Origin of the sequence: Pseudomonas sp. HMWF032, assembly GCF_003060885.1 — a bacterium.
GTDB lineage: Bacteria > Pseudomonadota > Gammaproteobacteria > Pseudomonadales > Pseudomonadaceae > Aquipseudomonas.
In genome coordinates this window covers 116408-138338 of the sequence record NZ_QAIG01000005.1, presented here as the reverse complement: position 1 = coordinate 138338, position 21931 = coordinate 116408, and the positions used below count along the sequence as shown (strand labels likewise).

General features: G+C 60.4%; 18 protein-coding genes. 10 read left to right on the top strand and 8 right to left on the bottom strand.

Annotated elements, in window-relative coordinates; genetic code table 11:
- The first annotated feature begins 40 nt into the window (after window positions 1-40).
- Both phoR and DBR00_RS03470 read left to right on the top strand, forming a co-directional pair.
- The gene (gene phoR / locus DBR00_RS03475; protein WP_108489175.1) at window positions 41-1348 is read left to right on the top strand and encodes a phosphate regulon sensor histidine kinase PhoR; all 1308 of its coding nucleotides are present in this window, start codon (window positions 41-43) and stop codon (window positions 1346-1348) included.
- Window positions 1349-1417: 69 nt separating this feature from the next.
- Window positions 1418-2758, top strand: a complete 1341-nt coding sequence (locus DBR00_RS03470) for a hemolysin family protein (protein ID WP_108489159.1) — start codon at window positions 1418-1420, stop codon at window positions 2756-2758.
- Between the two features lie 32 nt (window positions 2759-2790).
- On the opposite strand, the gene DBR00_RS03465 is transcribed toward DBR00_RS03470, so the two are convergent.
- From DBR00_RS03465 to DBR00_RS03430, 8 genes are all read right to left on the bottom strand, one after another.
- A complete protein-coding gene (locus DBR00_RS03465; RefSeq protein ID WP_108489160.1) occupies window positions 2791-3687 on the bottom strand; it encodes a peptidoglycan DD-metalloendopeptidase family protein in 897 nt (298 codons plus the stop codon).
- 120 nt (window positions 3688-3807) lie between these two features.
- Window positions 3808-4716 carry a response regulator gene (locus DBR00_RS03460; RefSeq protein WP_108489161.1) on the bottom strand — a complete coding sequence of 303 codons (909 nt, stop codon included), beginning with the start codon at window positions 4714-4716 and terminating at the stop codon, window positions 3808-3810.
- A gap of 130 nt (window positions 4717-4846) precedes the next feature.
- A complete protein-coding gene (gene phoU / locus DBR00_RS03455; RefSeq protein WP_108489162.1) occupies window positions 4847-5578 on the bottom strand; it encodes a phosphate signaling complex protein PhoU in 732 nt (243 codons plus the stop codon).
- A gap of 142 nt (window positions 5579-5720) precedes the next feature.
- Complete coding sequence (gene pstB, locus DBR00_RS03450) at window positions 5721-6554, bottom strand: phosphate ABC transporter ATP-binding protein PstB (RefSeq protein WP_108489163.1); 834 nt, start codon at window positions 6552-6554, stop codon at window positions 5721-5723.
- A 63-nt stretch (window positions 6555-6617) separates the two neighbouring features.
- Window positions 6618-8294 (bottom strand): phosphate ABC transporter permease PstA, encoded by a 1677-nt coding sequence (gene pstA / locus DBR00_RS03445; protein WP_177479895.1) that lies wholly within the window; start codon window positions 8292-8294, stop codon window positions 6618-6620.
- A 15-nt stretch (window positions 8295-8309) separates the two neighbouring features.
- Entirely contained in the window at window positions 8310-10595 is a 2286-nt protein-coding gene (locus DBR00_RS03440; RefSeq protein ID WP_108489164.1) for an ABC transporter permease subunit, read from the bottom strand.
- 181 nt (window positions 10596-10776) lie between these two features.
- Complete coding sequence (locus tag DBR00_RS03435) at window positions 10777-11742, bottom strand: PstS family phosphate ABC transporter substrate-binding protein (RefSeq protein ID WP_108489165.1); 966 nt, start codon at window positions 11740-11742, stop codon at window positions 10777-10779.
- A 151-nt stretch (window positions 11743-11893) separates the two neighbouring features.
- Window positions 11894-13192: an MFS transporter gene (locus tag DBR00_RS03430; protein ID WP_108489166.1), complete on the bottom strand. Its 1299-nt coding sequence runs from the start codon at window positions 13190-13192 to the stop codon at window positions 11894-11896.
- A gap of 268 nt (window positions 13193-13460) precedes the next feature.
- On the opposite strand from DBR00_RS03430, the gene DBR00_RS03425 reads away from it, so the two are divergent.
- The 8 genes from DBR00_RS03425 (at window position 13461) to DBR00_RS03390 (ending at window position 21916) form a co-directional block, all read left to right on the top strand.
- Window positions 13461-13862 carry an acyl-CoA thioesterase gene (locus DBR00_RS03425; RefSeq protein WP_108489167.1) on the top strand — a complete coding sequence of 134 codons (402 nt, stop codon included), beginning with the start codon at window positions 13461-13463 and terminating at the stop codon, window positions 13860-13862.
- A gap of 111 nt (window positions 13863-13973) precedes the next feature.
- Window positions 13974-15851, top strand: a complete 1878-nt coding sequence (locus tag DBR00_RS03420) for a potassium transporter Kup (RefSeq protein WP_108489168.1) — start codon at window positions 13974-13976, stop codon at window positions 15849-15851.
- A gap of 88 nt (window positions 15852-15939) precedes the next feature.
- Entirely contained in the window at window positions 15940-16845 is a 906-nt protein-coding gene (locus DBR00_RS03415) for a D-hexose-6-phosphate mutarotase (protein WP_108489169.1), read from the top strand.
- Between the two features lie 466 nt (window positions 16846-17311).
- Window positions 17312-18874, top strand: a complete 1563-nt coding sequence (tssA, locus tag DBR00_RS03410; protein WP_108489170.1) for a type VI secretion system protein TssA — start codon at window positions 17312-17314, stop codon at window positions 18872-18874.
- Window positions 18875-18959: 85 nt separating this feature from the next.
- On the top strand, window positions 18960-19466 hold the full coding sequence (gene tssB, locus DBR00_RS03405) for a type VI secretion system contractile sheath small subunit (RefSeq protein WP_108489171.1): 507 nt from the start codon (window positions 18960-18962) through the stop codon (window positions 19464-19466).
- Window positions 19467-19490: 24 nt separating this feature from the next.
- Window positions 19491-20966: a type VI secretion system contractile sheath large subunit gene (gene tssC, locus DBR00_RS03400; protein ID WP_108489172.1), complete on the top strand. Its 1476-nt coding sequence runs from the start codon at window positions 19491-19493 to the stop codon at window positions 20964-20966.
- Between the two features lie 8 nt (window positions 20967-20974).
- On the top strand, window positions 20975-21382 hold the full coding sequence (gene tssE / locus DBR00_RS03395) for a type VI secretion system baseplate subunit TssE (RefSeq protein ID WP_108489173.1): 408 nt from the start codon (window positions 20975-20977) through the stop codon (window positions 21380-21382).
- Between the two features lie 9 nt (window positions 21383-21391).
- Entirely contained in the window at window positions 21392-21916 is a 525-nt protein-coding gene (locus tag DBR00_RS03390) for a PAAR domain-containing protein (RefSeq protein WP_108538015.1), read from the top strand.
- Window positions 21917-21931: the final 15 nt, after the last annotated feature.

The following is a 21931-nucleotide window of genomic DNA, read 5'->3' as shown; positions in this document are numbered from 1 at the left end:
GTGGGTCTGCATAAAGGATTGATTGGCGGATGAGCTCGAATTGAATCAAGACTGGCGCGCCCCCCTGATACGTCGCTTGTTGCTACTGGTCGGTGTCTGCCTGCTGCTCGGGCTGATCACCGGCGAATATGCCTGGACTCTGCTTCTCGGCCTGGCGGGCTATCTCGGCTGGCATCTGCAACAACTGCTGCGCCTGCACAAATGGCTACGCACCCGCCAGGGTGACGAAGCGCCGCCCGATGGCTACGGCCTGTGGGGCGAAGTGTTTGACAACATCTACCACCTGCAGCGTCGCGACCAGAAAGTCCGTGGCCGTCTGCAGGCCGTGATCGACCGCGTGCAGGAGTCCACCGCTGCGCTGAAAGATGCGGTGATCATGCTTGATCGCGACGGCAACCTGGAATGGTGGAACATCGCGGCGGAAAAGCTGCTGGGCCTGAAAACCCCACAGGACAGCGGCCAGCAGATCACCAATCTGGTACGCGATCCGCGCTTTATCGAGTACTTCGAAGGCCACAACTACAACGAGCCACTGGAGCTGCCCTCGCCGGTCAGCGACCGCCTGCGCCTGCAATTCCACATCACCCAGTACGGCAACCGCGAACACCTGATGCTGGTGCGCGACATTACCCGGCTGTTCCAGCTAGAGCAGATGCGCAAAGACTTCGTCGCCAACGTGTCCCACGAACTGCGCACGCCGTTGACGGTGATCAGCGGCTACCTGGAAACCCTGCTGGATAATGTTGAAGACGTAAATCCGCGCTGGCTGCGTGCCCTGCAACAAATGCAGCAGCAAGGCGGGCGCATGCAGAACCTGCTCAACGACCTGCTGTTGCTGGCCAAACTGGAAGCCACCGACTACCCCTCGGACAACCAGCCGGTGGCCGTCGATCTGCTCCTGCTGAGCATCAAGAACGATGCCCAGGCGCTGTCTGGCGAACGGCATCACCGCATCAGCCTGGAAGCGGACCCGCACCTCAAGCTCAAAGGCAGCGAGACGGAGCTGCGCAGCGCCTTCTCCAACCTGGTGTTCAACGCCGTGAAATACACCCCGGATGAAGGCGACATCAAGATTCGCTGGTGGGGCGACGAACAGGGTGCGCACCTCAGCGTGCAAGACAGCGGCCTGGGCATCGAAGCCAAGCACCTGCCGCGCCTGACCGAGCGTTTCTATCGGGTCGACTCCAGCCGCGCCAGCAACACCGGCGGCACCGGACTTGGCCTGGCCATCGTCAAGCATGTGCTGCTGCGCCACCGCGCGCGGCTGGATATCGTCAGCAGTCTGGGTAAAGGCAGCACCTTTACTTGCCACTTCCCCGATCAACAGGTTGTCAGACGCGGCCAGTAGCCGCGTTCTACTTGCAAAGCGGGCTGGCAAGCTCCACCCTTTAGCGGTCATTCACTACCCGAACCCCGTATGGACCCCTCCACGAGTTACGTCGCCAACAGCTATTTTGCCGATTTCGGCCTTGTCCTCTTCGCCCTGTTTCTGGTGCTGCTCAACGGCTTCTTCGTGGCCGCCGAGTTTGCCATCGTCAAACTGCGCGCCACCAAGGTGGATGCCCTGGCCGCCAAGAACGGCTGGCGCGGGCATATCCTGCGCACTGTTCACAACCAACTCGATGCCTACCTGTCAGCCTGTCAGCTGGGTATCACCCTGGCCTCGCTGGGCCTCGGCTGGGTCGGTGAGCCGGCCTTCGCCCACCTGCTGGAACCGCTGCTCGGGGCCATTGGCATCGAATCGCCAAAGCTGGTGCATGGCATCGCCTTCTTCACCGCATTTTTCATCATTTCCTACCTGCACATCGTGATCGGCGAGCTGGCGCCCAAGTCCTGGGCGATCCGCAAACCGGAACTGCTGTCGCTGTGGACGGCCGCGCCGCTGTACCTGTTCTACTGGGCCATGTACCCGGCGATCTTCCTGCTCAACGCCAGTGCCAATGCCATTCTGCGCATCGCCGGTCAGGGCGAGCCGGGGCCGCATCATGAGCACCACTACAGCCGCGACGAACTCAAGCTGATCCTCCACTCCAGCCGCGCCAGCGACCCCAGTGACCAGGACATGCGTGTGCTGGCCTCAGCGGTGGAGCTGGGCGAATTGGAAGTGGTGGACTGGGCCAACTCCCGCGAGGACTTGGTGTCGCTACCGCTGACGGCGGCGCTGGATGAGGTGTTCAGCGTGTTCCGCCGGCACAAGTACAGCCGTTACCCGATCTATGACGACACCAGCGGCGAATACGTTGGCGTCTTGCATATCAAGGACCTGCTGCTGCACCTGTCTCTGCTGGAAATGCTGCCTTCGGCGCTGAAACTCGCCGAGCTGATGCACCCGATCGAACGGGTTGGCCGGCATATGCCGCTGTCCAGCCTGCTGGAACAATTCCGCATCGGCGGTTCGCACTTCGCCCTGGTAGAAGAAGCCGATGGCAAAGTGATCGGCTACCTGACCATGGAAGACGTGCTGGAAGCCCTGGTTGGCGATATTCAGGACGAACACCGCAAGGCCGAACGCGGCATCCTCGCCTATCAGCCAGGCAAACTGCTGGTACGCGGCGACACACCATTGGCCAAGGTCGAACGCCTGCTCGGCGTCGACCTCGATCACGTCGAAGCGGAAACCCTCGCCGGACTGATCTACGACACGCTCAAGCGCATGCCCGAGGAAGAAGAAGTACTGGAAGTCGACGGCCTGCGCATCATCGTGAAGAAGATGAAGGGCCCGAAAATCGTGCTGGCCAAGGTGCTGAAGCTGGATTGATGACCTCGCCTAGACCGCACCCGGTCTAGGTATTACTCGCCGCCCACCGCAAAATTCGGCAGGCTGTTAACCGGCTGAGAAAAATCAAAGGGTATCGACTCCAATGCCAGGCCGACATTGCGTTGCACCACGAAGTGCAGGTGCGGACCCGTGCTATTACCGGTATTGCCGGAGCGCGCCAAAAAGGCGCCGGCGGCGACATGAGTACCTTCACTGACTGCCACCGAGCCTTGCATAAGGTGCAGGTAAACGCCCATGGTGCCGTCGTCATGCAGGATACGCACATAGTTACCAGATGGGTTATTGCCACGGCCGCTCTGCCGGTTCTCAGTTTTCACCACCACACCGCTGCGCGCTGCAACAATCGGCGTACCCTCCGGCATGGCAATGTCCACGGCATAGCGGCCCTTTGGGGTGAAGTGGCTGTATTTGCCGTTAGCCCCCTGGGTCAGCCGAAATGGACCGCCGCGCCACGGCAGCGGATAGTTCTGTTGCGTCGGTAGCAGGCGCGGATCACCCATGGCATAACGCAGTTTGGGGGTATAGCGCATGGGTTTACTGGCATCGCGCGCAGCCAGGGTCGCCAAACGGATATTGCTACGCGGCGGCAGTACCCAATTGATCGGTGTGTCGGGAACGCCGCTGACATTGTCCAGACCTTCCAGGCGCAACTCGACCTGCACCGGAGCGTGCAGGTCATTACGCACCAGAAGGGTCTCTCCTGCCTCGTGCTTCTTGGTCTCCAACTTCACCTGGTGGTCCAGGCGCTCAACCATACGGTCACGAAATACGAACACCTGGGCGCCGGCCGTCGCCTTATCGGTGTAGGTGACCACGCCGTTGGCATCGGTGTACTTGTAAATCGTCAACGCCATTGCCTGGCTGGCAAGAGTCAACACACTGCAGAAAAGTATCAGGCGCCCTAGCATAACGACTCGGATCTTGTGATGGGTCTGTCCGGAGCATTCAGATTAGCAGCCGATCAATGGCCATGCGAACCGGCACACAAGGGTTGTGAGCCATCTCGCAGGCCACTGCAGAATCAGCACTCACGCGCCTGGGCTGAAATGCTTCTGCGCCGTACCACGGGCAATCAGGCGGGAAATGTAATCGAGCTTCTGCGGATCGCGATCAACGAACTTGAACGTCAGCTGGAGCCATTCACTATCAGGCTTTGGCTCGAAAGCAGCAACGGCATGCAGATAGCCGTTGAGACGCGCCGTTTCTGCGGCGTCACCCTGCTCCAGGTCGAGTACGGCACTCTCCAGAACCTGCGGCAGTACATCCGTGCGTTTTACCACCAACAACGCTTCCTTGAGGCTCAGCGCCTTGATGACACACGCCATCGCCCCCCCGCCGGGCAGTCGAAGTTGCCCTTGCCCACGGCCAGTGGGTACTTTGCTGGAGGCCGCCTTGCTTGCCGGTTTGGCCGCAAATGCAGCAGCAGCTTTGACTTCAGGGGCTGCCGGCTTGACTACGTCAGCCTTGCCGCCTGTCAACGCCGACAAAGAGTCATTGGCAAAGCCACCGGTGCTCAGCATCTTTGGCGGCGCGCTGGCCATCAGCGCCTGCAATTTGCCTGCACGACTGAGGGCCTTTTTGACCTTGGTAATCAGCTGCTCGCTGGAAAAGGGCTTGCCGATAAAATCGGAAACGCCGGCCTGAATAGCCTGGACGACGTTTTCCTTGTCGCCGCGGCTGGTGACCATGATGAAGGGGGTAATCTTGTGGGTATCATGCCCACGACACCAGGTAAGCAGCTCAAGGCCAGACATCTCTGGCATTTCCCAATCGCAAAGGATCAGGTCGACAGCCTGCTTGCCCAGCAACTGCTGGGCCTTGCGTCCATTGACCGCTTCTTCGATCTGGATGCCGGGGAAATGATCACGCAAACCTTTTTTCACCAGATCTCGAATAAAGGTTGCGTCATCCACTACCAGCACACTGACTTTGCTCATCGACCACTCCCATTAACGTGGCCTTAAGCATAGTCACGGCTGCTGGGCAAAGGCCAACCGAATTACAACATATGTGTGCAAATACACGCAGGCTGCAGGCGGAGCAGCAGGATTCTCCGCCCGCCGCGGCTCAATTGCCCTTGCCGTTACCCTGCACTTCTTCCTGCATGCGGGTCAGACCAATGTGTTTCACATCGGTGCCGCGCACCAGGTAGATCACCAGCTCGGCGATGTTACGGGCGTGGTCGCCGATGCGCTCCAGCGAACGCAGGGCCCAGATGATATTGAGAACACGCGCGATCGAGCGCGGATCTTCCATCATGTAGGTCACCAGCTCACGCAAGGCAGTCTTGTACTCACGGTCAACAGTCTTGTCATACTGCGCCACCGACAACGCCAGATCAGCATCGAAACGGGCGAACGCGTCCAGCGCCTCCTGCACCATCTTGCGCACCTGATCACCGATGTGGCGCACTTCCACATAGCCACGCGGCGCTTCGCCTTCTTCGCACAACAGGATGGCGCGCTTGGCGATCTTGGTGGCTTCGTCGCCGATTCGCTCGAGATCGATTACCGACTTGGAGATGCTGATGATCAAACGCAGGTCAGACGCGGCGGGCTGACGACGGGCGAGAATGCGTACGCACTCCTCGTCGATATTGCGTTCCATCTGGTTGATCTGGTCATCGATCTCACGCACTTGCTGAGCCAGACCGGAGTCGGCATCGATCAGCGCGGTGACGGCGTCGTTAACCTGCTTCTCGACCAGGCCGCCCATCGCCAGCAGGTGGCTGCGCACCTCCTCCAGCTCGACGTTGAATTGCTGGGAGATATGCTGGGTAAGGTTTTCTTTGTTGATCATATGCAAACCCTTGAATTAACCGGATACGTATCGACAGTAGATGGACTTTGTCAGAGCGTGTCGGGCAAGGAGGCGAAGCGCAGACAGTACGATGTGTACGGCAAGCTTCGCTAACGCCGCCCGGCGCGTTCTGGCGTGACCATCAACCGTAACGGCCGGTGATGTAGTCTTCTGTCTGCTTCTTCTCTGGGTTGGTGAACAGCGTATCGGTATCACCAAACTCGATCAGTTTGCCCATGTACATAAACGCCGTGTAGTCCGAAACCCGCGCCGCCTGCTGCATGTTGTGAGTCACGATGACGATGGTGTATTTGGATTTCAGTTCGTAGATCAGCTCTTCGACTTTCAGCGTGGAAATCGGGTCCAGCGCCGAGCAAGGTTCGTCGAGCAGCAGCACTTCCGGCTGTACAGCCACAGTGCGGGCGATCACCAGACGCTGTTGCTGACCACCGGACAGGCCGAGAGCCGACTCGTGCAGACGGTCTTTGACCTCATCCCACAGCGCCGCGCTTTTCAGTGCCCACTCCACGGCTTCATCGAGCACGCGCTTCTGGTTAATACCCTGGATGCGCAGGCCGTAAACCACGTTCTCGTAAATGCTCTTGGGGAACGGGTTGGGCTTCTGGAACACCATGCCGACGCGACGACGCAGCTCGGCCACGTCTTCGCCCTTGCGGTAGATGTTGTTGCCATCGAGGTTGATCTCGCCTTCGACGCGGCAACCGTCAACCAGATCATTCATCCGGTTGAAGGTGCGCAGCAGGGTCGACTTGCCGCAACCGGACGGGCCGATAAAGGCCGTCACCCGCTGATTGGGGATGGTCATTTTGACATCGAACAATGCCTGTTTTTCGCCGTAGTACAGGTTCAGACCTGGCACGTCGATGGCAACGCGCTCCTTGCTCATGTCCAGACCTTGGCGATCACGGCCCAGGGCCGCCATGTCGATACCGTGTGTATGTGTTTCGTGCTGCATGGGATGCTCCCTACGCTAACAATTCGTCTATGCCGCCCAGCCATGGGCTGGGCGGCGTAAAAATCAGTGATCCAGCGCCTTGTACTTCTCGCGCAGGTGGTTACGCAGGTACACCGCACTCAAGTTGAGCAACGCGATAACCAGCACCAGCAGCAACGCAGTGGCATACACCAGCGGTCGCGCAGCTTCGACGTTGGGGCTCTGGAAGCCGACGTCATAGATATGGAAGCCCAGGTGCATGATCTTCTGATCGAGGTGCAAATACGGGTAGTTGCCATCCACCGGCAGACTCGGGGCCAGCTTGACCACGCCTACCAGCATCAGAGGCGCCACTTCGCCAGCGGCACGCGCCACAGCGAGGATCAGACCGGTCATCATGGCCGGGCTGGCCATTGGCAGCACAACGCGCCAGAGGGTTTCCACCTTGGTTGCACCGAGTGCCAGGGAGCCTTCGCGCACGGCCCGTGGAATGCGCGCCAACCCTTCTTCAGTGGCCACGATCACCACCGGAACCGCAAGAATCGCCAGAGTCAGCGAGGCCCAGAGCAGGCCCGGCGTACCGAAGGTCGGTGCTGGCGCCGCTTCCGGGAAAAACAGGCTGTCGATCGAACCACCCAACACATAGACGAAGAAGCCCAGGCCGAATACGCCGTAGACGATCGCCGGTACACCTGCCAGGTTGTTCACCGCGATGCGGATCACCCGGGTCAGCGGGCCCTGCTTGGCATACTCACGCAGGTAGATGGCCGCCACCACACCAAACGGGGTGACGATCACGGCCATGATCAGGGTCATCATCACGGTGCCGAAGATTGCCGGGAAAATGCCGCCTTCGGTATTGGCCTCACGTGGATCATCACTGACGAATTCCCACAGCTTGGCAAAGTAGAAACTGACCTTGTCGCCCAGACCCATAGCGTTAGGCTGGAAGGCCCGCACCACTTTACCGAGGGTGATGGTAATTTCGCGGCCATCAACACTCTTCAGCGTGACGCTGTCACGGTTGAACGCCTGGTTGAGAGCGATCAGCTCGGTTTCCAACACCTTGTACTCGGCATCCCACTGGGCACGCTCGGCGTCCAGCTCAGCCTGGGCCACGGCATCCAGCTTGCCCTGCAGCTCCAGTTTGCGGGTTTGCAGGCGAATGCGCTCAAGGCCGGCGTTGATTCGACCAATGTCCTTCTTCTCCAGGCTCACCAGCTGCGCGTGCAGCTGTTCAACACGAACCAGGCGCTCCTGCAGGGCAGCCCAGCTGGCATCACCTTCGGCGACCAGTTCGCCGTTTTCCTTGACGTTGACCAGGTAGCCGTAGAAGTTGCCCCATTCACGACGCTCGAAGGCGGTGAGGTTTTCCGGAGTGCGCGGATTGCTCAGCCACTCGCCCACCACCCAGGTGAAGTCCGCGCCATACAGGTCGCGGTTGCCCACTTTGAACAGTTCGCGGGTCATGAACTCACCGCCTTCGCTGTCCACCGGCAGGCCGGAGGCTGCCAGGCGCGCACGCGGTACTTCTTCGACCTGAGTGATCTCGCCGGCCATCACGCGGGATTCCTGACCGGGAATCCGGTAGTCGGCCTCAACGATATCAGCCGGCCAGAAGTGGCCAAGACCACGCACGGCAATCACCATCAGCAGGCCCAGGGTCATGATCACGGAGATCGATACCGCGCCGGCGTTCATCCAGATCCACGGCGTACCGCTCTTGAACCAGGTTTTCAGGTTGTTCTGTTTCACGGACATATACCTTCCCAAGCCTTAGAGCGAGGCGTACTTGACGCGCAGACGCTGGCGCACCAGCTCCGCCAGGGTGTTCATGACAAAGGTGAACGACAGCAGCACCAGTGCCGAGAGGAACAGCACACGGTAATGGGTGCCCCCCACCTCGGACTCGGGCATTTCCACCGCCACGTTAGCGGCCAAGGTGCGCAGGCCCTCAAAGATGTTCATGTCCATGATCGCGGTGTTGCCCGTGGCCATCAGCACGATCATGGTTTCGCCCACGGCACGGCCCATGCCGATCATGATCGCCGAGAAGATGCCCGGGCTGGCAGTGAGGATCACCACACGCGTCAGGGTTTGCCAGGGCGTAGCGCCCAGGGCCAGCGAACCGAACGTCAGGCTCTTCGGCACGCTGAACACGGCGTCTTCGGCAATCGAATAGATGTTCGGGATCACCGCAAAGCCCATGGCCAGGCCCACGACTAGCGCATTGCGCTGATCGAAAGGGATGCCCAGGTCATTGCTCAACCACATGCGCATGTTGCCGTCGAACAGCCAGTTCTCCAGGTGCCCGCTCATGCTCAGCGAGATATAGCCCACCAGCAGGATCACCGGGATCAGCAGGGCCGACTCCCAGCCATCCGGCACGCTCAGGCGAATCGACTCGGGTAGACGGCTCCACAGGTAACCAGCCAGCAGGATGCCGATGGGAGTGAAGATCAGCAGACTGAAGATACCCGGCAGGTGTCCCTCTACATAAGGGGCGAGGAACAGCCCGGCAAAGAAGCCGAGGATCACCGTGGGCAGCGCTTCCATCAGCTCGATCACCGGTTTGACCTTACGGCGCATGGCTGGGGCCATGAAGTAAGCGGTGTAGACGGCTGCCGCAATCGCCAGCGGTGCAGCCAGGAGCATGGCGTAGAAGGCGGCCTTCAACGTACCAAAGGTCAGCGGCGCGAGGCTCAGTTTGGGCTCGGCGTCGGTGTTGGCCGACGTGGACTGCCAGACATAACCCGGGGCGTCGTAGTTCTCGTACCAGACCTTGCCCCACAGCGAGCTCCAGGAAATCTCCGGGTGCGAGTTGTCGACCACGAAGCGCTGCAGCTTGCCATCTGCCTCCACCAACACGCGGTTGGCGCGCGGTGACAGGGCGGCTACGGCCTGCCCTTCAACAACGGGTTCCACCAGCAGGGTGCGGTGTGCAGTGCTGTGGAAGATCCCCAGGTTGCCCTTGGCGTCCATCGCGATAAAGCCCTTGCGGCGCTCTTCCGGGATGATCTGCACAATTGGGCTGCCAGCCATCTTGAAGCTGCGAATCGGCTTGAGTGCGGCCTTTTCGTCAGTATCACGGACCATGAACCACTGCTGAATAACGCCGCTGCTGTCACCGATCATCAGCGAGATACCGCCGAGTAGCGCGGTGGCGTTGGTAACTTCCAGCTTGCCGTCTTCCAGCAGCTTGTAGCGGCCGTTCAGGCTCTTGCCACGCAGATCGAAGACATCCGCCGTGCTGCGACCGTTGATCACATACAGCCACATCTGACGCGGGTCGATGATCAGCGCTTTGATCGGTTCGGCAATCTGCGGGAGGGCAATACGCTCCTCGCTGAGAGTCACTTCGCCGGTCATCACGTTTTCTTCGCGACCCAGGCTCAGCACATGCAGCTCGGTATCGGTGGAGCCCGCGAGCATCAGGGTCTCGCTGTTTAGGCTGATGCCGATATGATCCAGCGAGCGGCCCTGCGGATCGAGGCTGATCGGCGCCTCACCGAAGGGGTATTCGACGCCCGGCTTGATGGTCTTCACATCGTTCGGGTAGGTGATCTTGTAGGTATGCTGGAACACCAGCACCTGACCGTTGGACAGGCCCAGGGCGACGCGGTTGGTGCCTGGCTGGTCCTGGCCCACCGAGACGATCTGGGTGTTGGCCGGAATCGGCAGCTGCTGCGCATTCAACGCCTGCATGCTCTTGGCGTCGAAGAACTGCACCTTGCCGTTTTGATCCAGACGCATGGCAACTTGATTCTGCTCTTCCAGGGTCAGCAGCAGCGGTGCGCCGGCCTCACTCAGCCAGGGCGCACTGACCGCTTTACGGCTTTCCAGGCTGGCGCCCTGGAATATCGGCAGCACCACGTAGGCCAGGTAGAAGAAGATCAGGGTGATCATTCCGAGTACGGCCAGGCCGCCGACGGATACCGCCCAGCGGGCGAAGCGATCTTTCAGCGCACGGATACGCCGTTTGCGCTGCAGAGCCGGAGTGTTGAAGTCCAGCCCAAGGGATTTGGAGGTGGCGGTCATGGTTTCACTAGCCAAGTCATTCATAGGTAAGAGCGTCTCTGCGCAGCCATGAGCGCGCCATAATGAGTTCTGTCGCTATTCGCGCGGCCACTTTAACCACACTGTATGACAGAAAAGTTACAGCGCTTTGACAAAGCAACGCCCACCTGTCGTAACCGAAGGCGGGCATGCGAGTTACTTGGCGTCCGTGCCAGGCAGGTCGGTCTTACAGACCGAGTTCCTGAATGGTTTTATCCACTACTTTCTTCGGCAGCGGGATGTAGCCGTCTTTGACTACGACATCCTGGCCTTGCTTGGACAGCACCAGCTTGATGAACTCGGCATCCAGCGGGCTCAGCGGCTTGTTCGGTGCCTTGTTGACGTAGACGTAGAAGAAGCGCGACAGCGGGAACTTGCCAGCCAGGGCGTTTTCTTCGTTGGCGTCAAAGGCTTCGCCGCCTTTTTTGGACAGTGCTACAGCACGTACGCTGGACGTCTTGTAGCCGATACCGGAGTAGCCGATGGCATTGATGGTGCTGGAGATCGACTGCACCACAGACGCCGAACCTGGCTGCTCGTTGACATTAGGCTTGAAGTCGCCTTTGCACAGAGCGGTTTCCTTGAAGTAACCGTAGGTGCCGGACACGGAGTTACGACCGAACAACTGAATTGGCTTATCCGCCCAATCACCGGTCAGACCAAGATCGCCCCAGGTCTTGATGTTGCTGCCGCCGCACAGGCGAGTTGCAGAGAAAATACCGTCAATCTGCGCCATATCCAGGCTCTTGATCGGGTTGTCCTTGTGCACAAACACCGCCAGGGCGTCGATGGCAACCGGGACAGCAGTCGGCTTGTAACCGTACTTCTCTTCAAATGCCTGGAACTCGGCATCTTTCATCGGGCGGCTCATCGGGCCGAGGTTGGCAGTGCCTTCAGTCAGCGCGGGTGGCGCAGTAGAGGAGCCAGCCGCCTGGATCTGGATGTTGACGTTCGGGTATTCCTTTTTGAACTCTTCAGCCCACAGCGTCATCAGGTTGGCCAGGGAGTCGGAGCCAACGCTGGACAGGTTGCCCGATACGCCGGAAATCTTGCTGTAGCTCGGCAGAGCCGGATCAACGCCAGCAACCGCAGTGGCGGTCGCCACGCCAGCGGCGACAAAAGTCATGGCCGCCATCAAACGCTTAAGTTTCATGCCTTACTCCTGGAAAACTAGTGTTGATAAGAACGGGGCCAAGTATCTGCAGGCCGTAAGAACACTCTATGAATGGAATGTGACAATTAGGTTAAAGCGTGCAAAAAAACTGAAAAGGCCCGCAAGCGGGCCTTTTCATCAGGAATTGTGCTCAGGTAGCGGCCTGATGCGGCGTATCGCGCCGCCACAGCCAGCCACCGATCAGCATAAACACCAGGCACAGGGTCCCGACATAATAAGCGGGACCCAGCGGGCTCCACTTCAACAACAGGCTGACCAAAATCGGGGTCAGGCCGCCGAAGATGGCGTAGGCCAGGTTGTAGGAGAACGACAACCCGGAGAAACGAACTACGGCCGGGAAAGCCGTGACCATTACCAGCGGAATGGCGCCGATCATGCCGACACACAGGCCAGCCAAGGCGTATAACGGCAGCAACAGCTCAGGGTGGCTGCTCAGGCTGCTATAGAAGGTCCAGGAGCTGATCAACAGCAGCAAGCCGCCGACCACGAACACCCTGCCGGCGCCAATCCGGTCCGCCAGCCAGCCGGCCAGCACACACCCCAGGCTCAGGCAGACGATGGCCAGGCTGTTGGCCTGCAGCGCCTCGGCCGGCTTGAAACCGTGCAGGGTCTGCAGCAGGGTCGGAGTCATCAGGATCACGACGACGATGCCGGCCGATAGTACCCAGGTCAGCAACATGCACAGAATCACTGCGGGACGGTGTTCGCGCACCACAGTTTTCAGCGGCAGTTCAGCGGCCAACGTTCGGCGCACCTGCATCTCGGCGAATACCGGAGTTTCCTCCAACCAACGGCGCAGGTAGACCGCGATCAGGCCGAACACGCCGCCAACCAGAAACGGAATGCGCCAGGCGTAGGCCGCCAGCTCCTCAGGGGTAAAAACCCGGTTGATCAGGCTGGCCGTCAGGGAACCGAGCAGGATGCCGACAGTCAGACCCGCAGTCAGGGTGCTGCAGGCAAAACCTATATGCCGTTTCGGCACGTGTTCGGCGACGAACACCCAAGCTCCCGGCACCTCGCCACCAATTGCCGCTCCCTGCAGAACACGCAGAGCCAGGAGCGCCAGCGGGGCCCAGATGCCGATCTGCGCATAGGTCGGCAGCAGGCCCATCAGCAGGGTTGGCACGGCCATAAGGAAGATGCTCAGGGTGAACATGCGCTTGCGCCCGAGCAGGTCGCCAAAGTGGGCCATGATGATCCCGCCCAGCGGCCGCGCCAGGTAGCCGGCAGCGAAAATGCCGAAGGTCTGCAGCTGGCGCAGCCACTCGGGCATTTCCGCAGGAAAGAATAACTTGCCGACTACTGCGGCGAAGAACACAAAGATGATGAAGTCGTAGAATTCCAGCGCCCCGCCCAGGGCGGACAGCGAAAGAGTCTTGTAGTCGCTTCGGGTTAACGCGCGCGCGGCGCTGGAGGGCACGGAAGACATGGTCGGCAGCTTCTTTATAGTCGGCAGGATTTATGGGCGCTGCACCGCAGCCGGGGCACGATAGCAAATTGCGCCGCGACCCGGCAGTTGGACCGTATCGACAAATGCAGAACCCGGCGGTCGTCGTCTAACGCGCCGCCCGATATACTGCCCGTGGCCAGCGCGTGGGCCACGGGGGATTGTGCAAAGGTTTGGCCAGCGGCAAACCCTTTGCAGAACCTCCCACACCACACTAAGCATAAGAAACAGGCATTGGGGCCTCACCACCATGATCGAGTACGAACAGGAAGATCCCATCCCGCAGGGCGATCTAGCCCTGCAACTGACCGCACTGCCGCGTGAAACCAATGGTTTCGGCGATATTTTCGGCGGCTGGTTGGTATCACAGATGGACCTGGCCGGCACGGCCATGGCCAGCAAGGTGGCCGGCGGCCGCGTCGCCACCGTGGCCATCGACCGCATGGCATTTCTGGTGCCAGTGGCTGTGGGCGCACAGCTGTCCTTCTATACCCAGACCGTGGAAGTGGGCCGCAGCTCGATTCAAATGCTGGTGGAAGTGTGGAGCGATGATCCGCTGTCCAGCGAATGGCGCAAGGTGACTGAGGCGGTGTTCGTCTTCGTCGCCATCGACGGCAGCGGCCGCACACGCCCGGTGCCTGCACGCCGCTAAGCGCTGCGACATCATGCCTCAGCACCTTACCTTAATGGCACAAGCGCAGGTGCTTGCCTAGGCTCATGGACTGGCGCAGCATGCGCCGCCTGTTAACATCAGGGCACGATCATGAGTAACTCCAGTAGTAGTACTGGCAATCTGAGCCTGACGGCTGCCGCTCTCGGCGTGGTCTACGGCGATATCGGCACCAGCCCGCTGTACACCCTCAAGGAAGTCTTCGCCGGCCATTACGGCGTCAACGTCGACCCGGATGGGGTCTACGGGATTCTCTCGCTGATCTTCTGGTCGCTGATGTGGGTGGTCACACTCAAGTATGTGCTGGTGATCCTCCGCGCCGACAATGAAGGTGAAGGCGGCGTGATGGCCCTGACCGCCTTGGCGCGGCGTGCCACTCAGGCCTATCCAAGGCTGTCGAAGCTGCTGGTGCTGGCCGGCCTGGCCGGAACTGCGCTGTTCTATGGCGACAGCATGATCACCCCGGCGATCTCGGTGCTCTCCGCGGTGGAAGGCCTGGATGTGGCCCTGCCCGGCGTGGGCCACTGGGTGGTGCCGATCACCGTCATCCTGCTGATCGGCCTGTTCTTGATCCAGAAACACGGCACCGCGCGCATCGGCATCCTGTTCGGGCCGATCATGGGCCTCTGGTTCACCACCCTTGGTGTGCTCGGTGTCTACGGCATCGTCCGCCACCCGGAAGTGCTGCATGCGCTCAATCCCTGGTGGGCCATCAACTTCTTTATCAGCCATCCGGGCATCGGCATCACCATCCTCGCTGCAGTGGTGCTGGCACTGACCGGGGCCGAGGCGCTGTATGCCGACATGGGTCACTTCGGCCGCAAACCGATTGCCCGCGCCTGGTTCAGCCTGGTGCTGCCCGGCCTGGTGCTCAACTATTTCGGCCAGGGTGCCCTGCTGCTGGACAACCCCGAAGCGGCGCGCAACCCCTTCTATCTATTGGCACCCGCTTGGGCGCTGATCCCGATGATCATCCTGGCCACGCTTGCCACCATCATCGCCTCGCAGGCGGTGATCTCCGGCGCGTTCTCGCTGACTCGCCAGGCCATCCAGCTCGGCTTCGTACCGCGCATGCAGATCCAGCACACTTCCAGCAGCGCCGAAGGGCAGATCTACATCGGCGTGGTCAACTGGGCGCTCATGGTCGGGGTAATTCTGCTGGTGATCGGCTTCGAAAGCTCCGGTGCCCTGGCCGCCGCCTATGGTGTGGCCGTGACCGCGACCATGCTGATCGACACCCTGCTGATTGCCGCCGTCGCCCTGCTGCTGTGGAAGAGTCCGCGCTGGTTGGCGATTCCGCTGCTGTTGTGTTTCCTGGTGGTCGACACACTGTTTTTTGCCGCCAACGTGCCGAAGATCCTCCAGGGCGGAGCCTTCCCGGTGATCGCCGGACTGGCGCTGTTTATGCTGATGACCACCTGGAAGCGTGGCCGCGAACTGCTGGTCGATCGCCTCGACGAAACCGCCCTGCCACTGCCCATGTTCGTCTCCAGCATCGCTCTGCAGCCGCCGCACCGGGTGCGTGGCACCGCTATATTCCTCTGTGCGCGGGCCGATGCCGTGCCGCATGCGCTGTTGCATAACCTGCTGCACAATCAGGTGCTGCACCAACAGATCGTCATGCTCACCGTGAGCATCGCCGACAGCCCGCACGTGCCGCCGAATAAGCGCTTCGAGGTCGACAGTTTCGGCGAGGGTTTCTACCGGATGGTCCTGCATTTCGGCTATATGGATGAGCCCAATGTACCAGCGGCGCTGGCGCAGAATCCTTATGACTACCTCGACTTTACCCCCCTGAGTACCACCTACTTCCTCAGTCGCGAGACCATCATCGCCACCAAACGCATCGGCATGATGGCCTGGCGCGAGTCACTGTTCGCCTTCCTCCTGAAGAACGCCAACAGCAACCTGCGCTACTTCCAGCTCCCAACCAACCGGGTGATCGAACTGGGCACCCAGGTCGAGATCTAAGACCACGCCCACCACTCGGTGGGCGTTTTGCTTTCTACGGGCCAGCTAGGCTCCAATGGCCTCTTTCAAACCACCACGAGCCCGACCCATGCGCCGATCCGATGTTGAACGCCTTGAGCTGGATGAACTGACCTGCTGGCGCGTGCGCTATGACACCTATGAACTGCTGATAAGCCAACAGGGCGCACAGATCCTCAGCTACCAGCAGGATGACCAGCCGCCGCTGATCTGGCTCAGCGAACAAGCCGCTTACCGACGCGGCCAAGGCGTGCGCGGCGGCGTGCCGGTGTGTTGGCCCTGGTTTGGCAACCTCCTGCGCAACCCGCAGGCAGTACAGGCCATGCACCTGCAACCTGCCACTGCGCCCGCACACGGTTTGGTGCGCACCCTGAGCTGGGCGCTGGAAGGCATCGACTGCCGCGACAACGGTATCGAACTGACGTTTGCTTACAACACCCGAAGCCAGCCACTGCCCGACTGGCCCCATGCCGCCGAACTGCGCCTGAGCATCCGCCTGGATGAGCGTCTGCATATCCAGCTCAGCAGCCGCAACCTAGGCGACACGCCGCTGGCCATCAGCCAGGCGCTGCACAGCTACTTTGCCATCAGCGATATCCGCAACGTCGCAGTCGAAGGCCTGCACGGCTGCCGCTATATCGAAACCCTGGAAGACTGGCAGCAACGCCAGCAGGAAGGTCTGCTGCAGTTCAGCGGCGAGACCGACCGCATCTACCTGGACACCCCGGCGCAGCTAAGCATCCTCGACCGTGCCTGGCAGCGACGCATCCAGCTGCACAGCAGTGGCTCAAACTCGGCCGTACTGTGGAACCCCTGGATCGACAAGGCGCAGCGCCTCTCGCAATTCGCCACCGACGCCTGGCCCGGCATGCTGTGCATCGAACACGCCAACGTGATGGACGATATCTGCCTGCTTGCCGCAGGTCAGCAGCATCAACTGAGCCTGAGCCTCTGGGCTGAACCTGACGCCACTTGACGGCCCCAGGAAGCGCGCACTCATCGCCGAGCCTGCAGGCGGCTCGGCAATTTACTTGAAGTCACATATATCCGTTAAAAAACGCTATCAATTCACACTTCTCTTAACATTAATCACAACTTCCGCGACAAGCCATCATTCTGCCAGTAAGCAATTACTTACATATATATAGCCATCTACCTACGCAATATCTCCCGTCAATCCTACTGCGGATTTTCGCTCGCACTATTTAGGAACAAGCGTCCCAATAAATAACTCCTAAATATCCATTGCTGTTACGTGAGTCACACTTTGTCAGGTTGTTAGATACCCAACGCAGGGCTAGGATGCCCACCTCACTAGGACGTGCGCAACTTGTTGCACATTTAAGTGCGCAACTTTTTGCGCACTTCAGCCGACAATAGCAGCTTGACCGAAGCTGGGCCGGCTTAATTATGGCTTACACGCAAAACAGTCGAGTCATGGAATGACCTATTCAAATAAACTCACTGCTCATTATTTAGAGCTGGCCAAACTCCCTATACATGAAGGGAACTTTGCCGGTAATGACGTGCGTTATTCCAGCGAATACGAAGTTCTCGAAAACGAGCTGGGCAAAGCCACTGCGCTGCACGAAACAGCGGCGATCGACTGGCAAAAAGTCCGCGAAAACAGCGAGATACTGCTCAGCGCCCACTCCAAGGATTTGCGCGTCGCCGCCTGGCTGACCTGGGGGCTTTACCAGCGCGAATCCTTCCCTGGCCTGCAAGCCGGTTTCAGCCTGCTGCATTACCTGTGCCTCAACCACTGGGTCGAGTTGCACCCACGCAAGGCGCGCACCCGCGCCGCCGCCATCAGCTGGCTGATTCCACGCCTGGAGCAGGCGCTGGCCGAGCACGTGCCGATTGGCGAACAGCTGGCGCTGTTCCGCAGCCTGGCCGAGCAGCTGCGCGCCCTGGAAGCCTGCCTGGCCGAACACCTGGGTGAAGATGCGCCACTGCTGCTGCCGCTGTGCCGGCGCCTGGATGAGCTGGTCAAGCGCGCCAGCCAAGGTCAGCCAGAGCCAGGCTCGGTAGGCGCGGCGATTGCCCAGGTCAAGCAGGCCGCCAGCCAGATGCTCACCCCCGGCGCACCGGTGGAAAGTGAAAAGGAAGCGCACAAAAGCCTGCGCAGCCTGCAAGACCAGGCCCGCCCACTCTGCGCCTATTGGTTGAAACAGAAAGCCAGCGACCTGCGCGCCCTACGCCTGGCCCGCACCCTGCTTTGGCTGCCCATCGACAGCCTGCCTGAGCGCAACGCCGAGCAGATCACCGCACTGCGCGGCCTGCCAGCCGACAAGCTGGCCAACTATCAGGAGCGCTACCAGAACGGCCAATACGCCGATCTGCTGGTCGATCTGGAGGCCAGCATCGCCCGCGCGCCCTTTTGGCTCGACGGCCAGCACCTGGTCTGGCAGTGCCTGCATGAGCTGGACGCCGAGCAGGCGATGCGCGAAGTGGAGATTCAGCTCGCACTGTTCATGCAGCGCATGAGCGGCCTGGAAGAACTGCGCTTCCACGACGGCAGCGCTTTTGCCGATGCGCAGACCCGCGCCTGGCTCAGCTCCCATGTGATGCCACACGTGCAGGCCCCGGTCAGCGACAACACCCCCGTAGCCAGCGAGGGCAACAGCCTCCCGGCTTGGGATATCGCTCTGCAGGAAACCCTGCCCAAGCTGCGCAAGGACGGCCTCAAGTCGGCGGTGCAGCAACTCAAGCTCGGCCTGGCCAAGGCACGCGGCGGCCGCGAACGCTTCTTCTGGCAGCTGACCCTGGCACGCCTGTGCTACAGCGCAAAGAAATACGAACTGGCCAAGACCCAACTTGAATCGCTCGACCAGACGCTACAGGCCACTGGCCTCGGCGACTGGGAACCCGATCTCGCCCTCGACGTACTGCGCATGCTGCACAGCTGTTGTGAGCTGTTGCCGCAGAACCACGCGGTGCGTGAAAGCAAGGAAGAGATCTACCGCAGGTTGTGCCACCTCGACCTCGAGGTGGTGCTGGACTAGGCGTACTCAGGGCAGATGACGCCTCGTCGCCTGCCCTGAGTACGCCCCAAAGGCCCCCGGGCCATCAACGCAAAGGAGAACAACCATGGCCAAAGAAGGCTCGGTCGCCCCCAAGGAACGCATCAACGTCACGTTCAAACCCGCCACCGGCGGTGCTCAGGAAGAGATCGAACTGCCCCTGAAACTGATGGTTCTGGGTGACTTCACCCAGCGCGCCGACGACCGCAAGATCGAAGACCGCAAGCCGATCAGCATCGACAAGAACAGCTTCGACGAAGTGCTGGCCAAGCAGGAACTCAACCTGACCTTCGCCGTCCCAAACCGCCTGCAGGACGAGCCGACCGACGACGAGATGGCCGTGCAGCTGCGCATCAACTCGATGAAGGACTTCAACCCGGCCAATGTCGTCGACCAGGTTCCTGAGCTGAAAAAACTGATGGAACTGCGTGATGCCCTGGTGGCGCTGAAGGGCCCGCTGGGTAACGCCCCGGCCTTCCGCAAAGCCATCGAAAGCGTGCTGGCTGACGACGACTCGCGTGACCGCGTACTCGGCGAACTCGGCCTGGCTGCCCAAGGCAAGCTGGACTCCTGATTCAATTAACAAGGAAGCTAATTCATGAGCACTAGTGCAGCAGTAGAAAGCGGTCGCAGCGCCGCCGACCTCGGCATCCTCGACCGCATCATTGCCGAGACCAAACTGACTCCGGACGATGAAGCCTATGACATCGCCAAGCGGGGCGTGTCGGCCTTTATCGAAGAGTTGCTGAAGCCGCAGAACGAAAATGAGCCGGTGAAAAAGGCCATGGTCGACCGCATGATCGCGGAGATCGACGCCAAGCTCAGCCGGCAGATGGACGAAATCCTCCACAACGCCGAATTCCAGGCGCTGGAATCCTCCTGGCGCGGCCTCAAGCTGCTGGTGGATCGCACCAACTTCCGCGAAAACATCAAGCTGGAGATCATCAACGCCTCCAAGCAGGATCTGCTCGATGACTTCGAAGACAGCCCGGAAATCACCCAGTCCGGCCTGTACAAGCACATCTACACCGCCGAATACGGCCAGTTCGGTGGCCAGCCGGTCGGCGCGCTGATCGCCAACTACTTCTTCGACCCGAGCGCGCCGGACGTCAAAACCCTGCAATACGTTGCCAGCGTCGCCAGCATGTCCCACGCGCCGTTTATCGCCGCTGCCGGCCCGAAATTCTTCGGCCTGGAAAGCTTCACCGGCCTGCCGGACCTGAAGGATCTGAAGGATCACTTCGAAGGCCCGCAGTTCGCCAAATGGCAGAGCTTCCGCGAGCAGGAAGATGCCCGCTACGTCGGCCTGACCGTACCGCGCTTCCTGCTGCGCAACCCGTACGATCCGGAAGACAACCCGGTGAAGACCTTCGTCTACAAAGAGAACGTCGCCAACAGCCACGAGCATTACCTGTGGGGCAACACTGCCTACACCTTTGCTTCCAAGCTGACCGACAGCTTCGCCAAGTTCCGCTGGTGCCCGAACATCATCGGCCCGCAGAGCGGTGGCGCGGTAGAAGACCTGCCGCTGCACCACTTCGAAAGCATGGGCGAGATCGAAACCAAGATCCCGACCGAAGTGCTGGTCTCCGACCGTCGTGAATACGAGCTGGCCGAAGAAGGCTTTATCGCCCTGACCATGCGCAAAGGCAGCGACAACGCCGCATTCTTCTCCGCCAACTCGGCGCAGAAGCCGAAGTTCTTCGGCATCAGCGAAGAAGGCAAGACGGCTGAACTGAACTACAAGCTCGGCACCCAGCTGCCGTACATGTTCATCATCAACCGTCTGGCCCACTACCTGAAAGTGCTGCAGCGCGAGCAGATCGGCGCGTGGAAAGAACGCACCGACCTGGAACTGGAACTCAACAAGTGGATCCGCCAGTTTGTTGCCGACCAGGAAAACCCGAGCTCCGAAGTGCGTAGCCGTCGTCCGCTGCGCGCCGCGCAGGTGATCGTCAGTGATGTTGATGGTGAGCCGGGCTGGTACCGCGTCAGCCTCAACGTGCGCCCGCACTTCAAGTACATGGGTGCCGATTTCACCCTGTCGCTCGTCGGCAAGCTGGACAAGGAATAAGCATCCTTATGGCCGGGTACGGAAGCCTGTTCGAACGCCTCGGCGGTGAAGCCAGCCAGCGCGCTGGCTGGAGCCGCGAAGTCGCCGCTATGGCGTCGGTGGCCACCCACCTGGCAAAAATGCTCAGCACCCGGGCGGGCAGCGTGCAAACGCTGCCCGACTACGGGTTGCCCGATTTGAACGATATGCGCCTGTCACTGCACGACTCGTTGCAGCAGGCGCGTATCGCCATCGAACGCTTTATCGAAGCGTACGAACCGCGTTTAAGCGACGTGCGGGTGATTTCCCTGCCCCGCGACAACAACCCACTGAGCCTGGCCTTTGCCATCGAAGGCCTGTTGGAAGTGGACGGCCTTAAACGCCAAGTCAGTTTCTCCGCGCGCCTGGACGGCAGCGGACAGGTCAAGGTCAATTAAGGAGAGCCCATGTCCGGTAAACCCGCCGCCCGCGTCAGCGACCCCACCGCCTGCCCGATTCCCGGCCATGGCAGCAATCCGATTGTCGCCGGCTCCCCCAACGTGCTGTTCGACAGCCTGCCCGCCGCCCGCATGGGCGACCCCACCGGCTGCGGCAGCACGCTGGCCAGCGCGGTCATTCCTACCGTGCTGATCAACGGCAAACCCGCCACCGTGCTGGGCACCGTGGGCAGCCATGGCAATGTGGCTGTGGCGGGCTCAGGGACGGTGTTGATTGGGGCTAATGGGGGTGGGGCGGCGTTTGTCCCTCCAGCTCCTGTGGATATCAAAGGGGTCTTCGATGAGTTCTTCGTGCTGCTCGACCAAGACTCCGGCGTCCCGCTGAATGGGGTTTCATATGTTCTCCGCAGCGCATCCGGCAAAGAGATCCATGGAGTCACAGGAATGGATGGGAAAACCGACAAGCTCCGCTCTTCGAGTGCAGAAACCATTGAGCTGGTTATCTCCGAACAATCCGAAGTAGTGATTGCCTGACTACGTGGAGATCTG

Excerpts from the sequence above, each read along its gene's own strand:
- DBR00_RS03420 (WP_108489168.1), top strand. The coding sequence starts at position 13,974 with ATGAGTAACTCCAGTAGTAGTACTGGCAATCTGAGCCTGACGGCTGCC.
- DBR00_RS03415 (WP_108489169.1), top strand. The coding sequence starts at position 15,940 with ATGCGCCGATCCGATGTTGAACGCCTTGAGCTGGATGAACTGACCTGC.
- tssA (WP_108489170.1), top strand. The coding sequence starts at position 17,312 with ATGACCTATTCAAATAAACTCACTGCTCATTATTTAGAGCTGGCCAAA.
- DBR00_RS03460 (WP_108489161.1), bottom strand. The coding sequence starts at position 4,716 with ATGAGCAAAGTCAGTGTGCTGGTAGTGGATGACGCAACCTTTATTCGA.
- DBR00_RS03435 (WP_108489165.1), bottom strand. The coding sequence starts at position 11,742 with ATGAAACTTAAGCGTTTGATGGCGGCCATGACTTTTGTCGCCGCTGGC.
- phoU (WP_108489162.1), bottom strand. The coding sequence starts at position 5,578 with ATGATCAACAAAGAAAACCTTACCCAGCATATCTCCCAGCAATTCAAC.
- tssC (WP_108489172.1), top strand. The coding sequence starts at position 19,491 with ATGAGCACTAGTGCAGCAGTAGAAAGCGGTCGCAGCGCCGCCGACCTC.
- tssE (WP_108489173.1), top strand. The coding sequence starts at position 20,975 with ATGGCCGGGTACGGAAGCCTGTTCGAACGCCTCGGCGGTGAAGCCAGC.
- DBR00_RS03390 (WP_108538015.1), top strand. The coding sequence starts at position 21,392 with ATGTCCGGTAAACCCGCCGCCCGCGTCAGCGACCCCACCGCCTGCCCG.
- DBR00_RS03425 (WP_108489167.1), top strand. The coding sequence starts at position 13,461 with ATGATCGAGTACGAACAGGAAGATCCCATCCCGCAGGGCGATCTAGCC.
- pstA (WP_177479895.1), bottom strand. The coding sequence starts at position 8,294 with ATGTCCGTGAAACAGAACAACCTGAAAACCTGGTTCAAGAGCGGTACG.
- DBR00_RS03465 (WP_108489160.1), bottom strand. The coding sequence starts at position 3,687 with ATGCTAGGGCGCCTGATACTTTTCTGCAGTGTGTTGACTCTTGCCAGC.
- DBR00_RS03470 (WP_108489159.1), top strand. The coding sequence starts at position 1,418 with ATGGACCCCTCCACGAGTTACGTCGCCAACAGCTATTTTGCCGATTTC.
- DBR00_RS03440 (WP_108489164.1), bottom strand. The coding sequence starts at position 10,595 with ATGAATGACTTGGCTAGTGAAACCATGACCGCCACCTCCAAATCCCTT.
- tssB (WP_108489171.1), top strand. The coding sequence starts at position 18,960 with ATGGCCAAAGAAGGCTCGGTCGCCCCCAAGGAACGCATCAACGTCACG.
- DBR00_RS03430 (WP_108489166.1), bottom strand. The coding sequence starts at position 13,192 with ATGTCTTCCGTGCCCTCCAGCGCCGCGCGCGCGTTAACCCGAAGCGAC.
- pstB (WP_108489163.1), bottom strand. The coding sequence starts at position 6,554 with ATGCAGCACGAAACACATACACACGGTATCGACATGGCGGCCCTGGGC.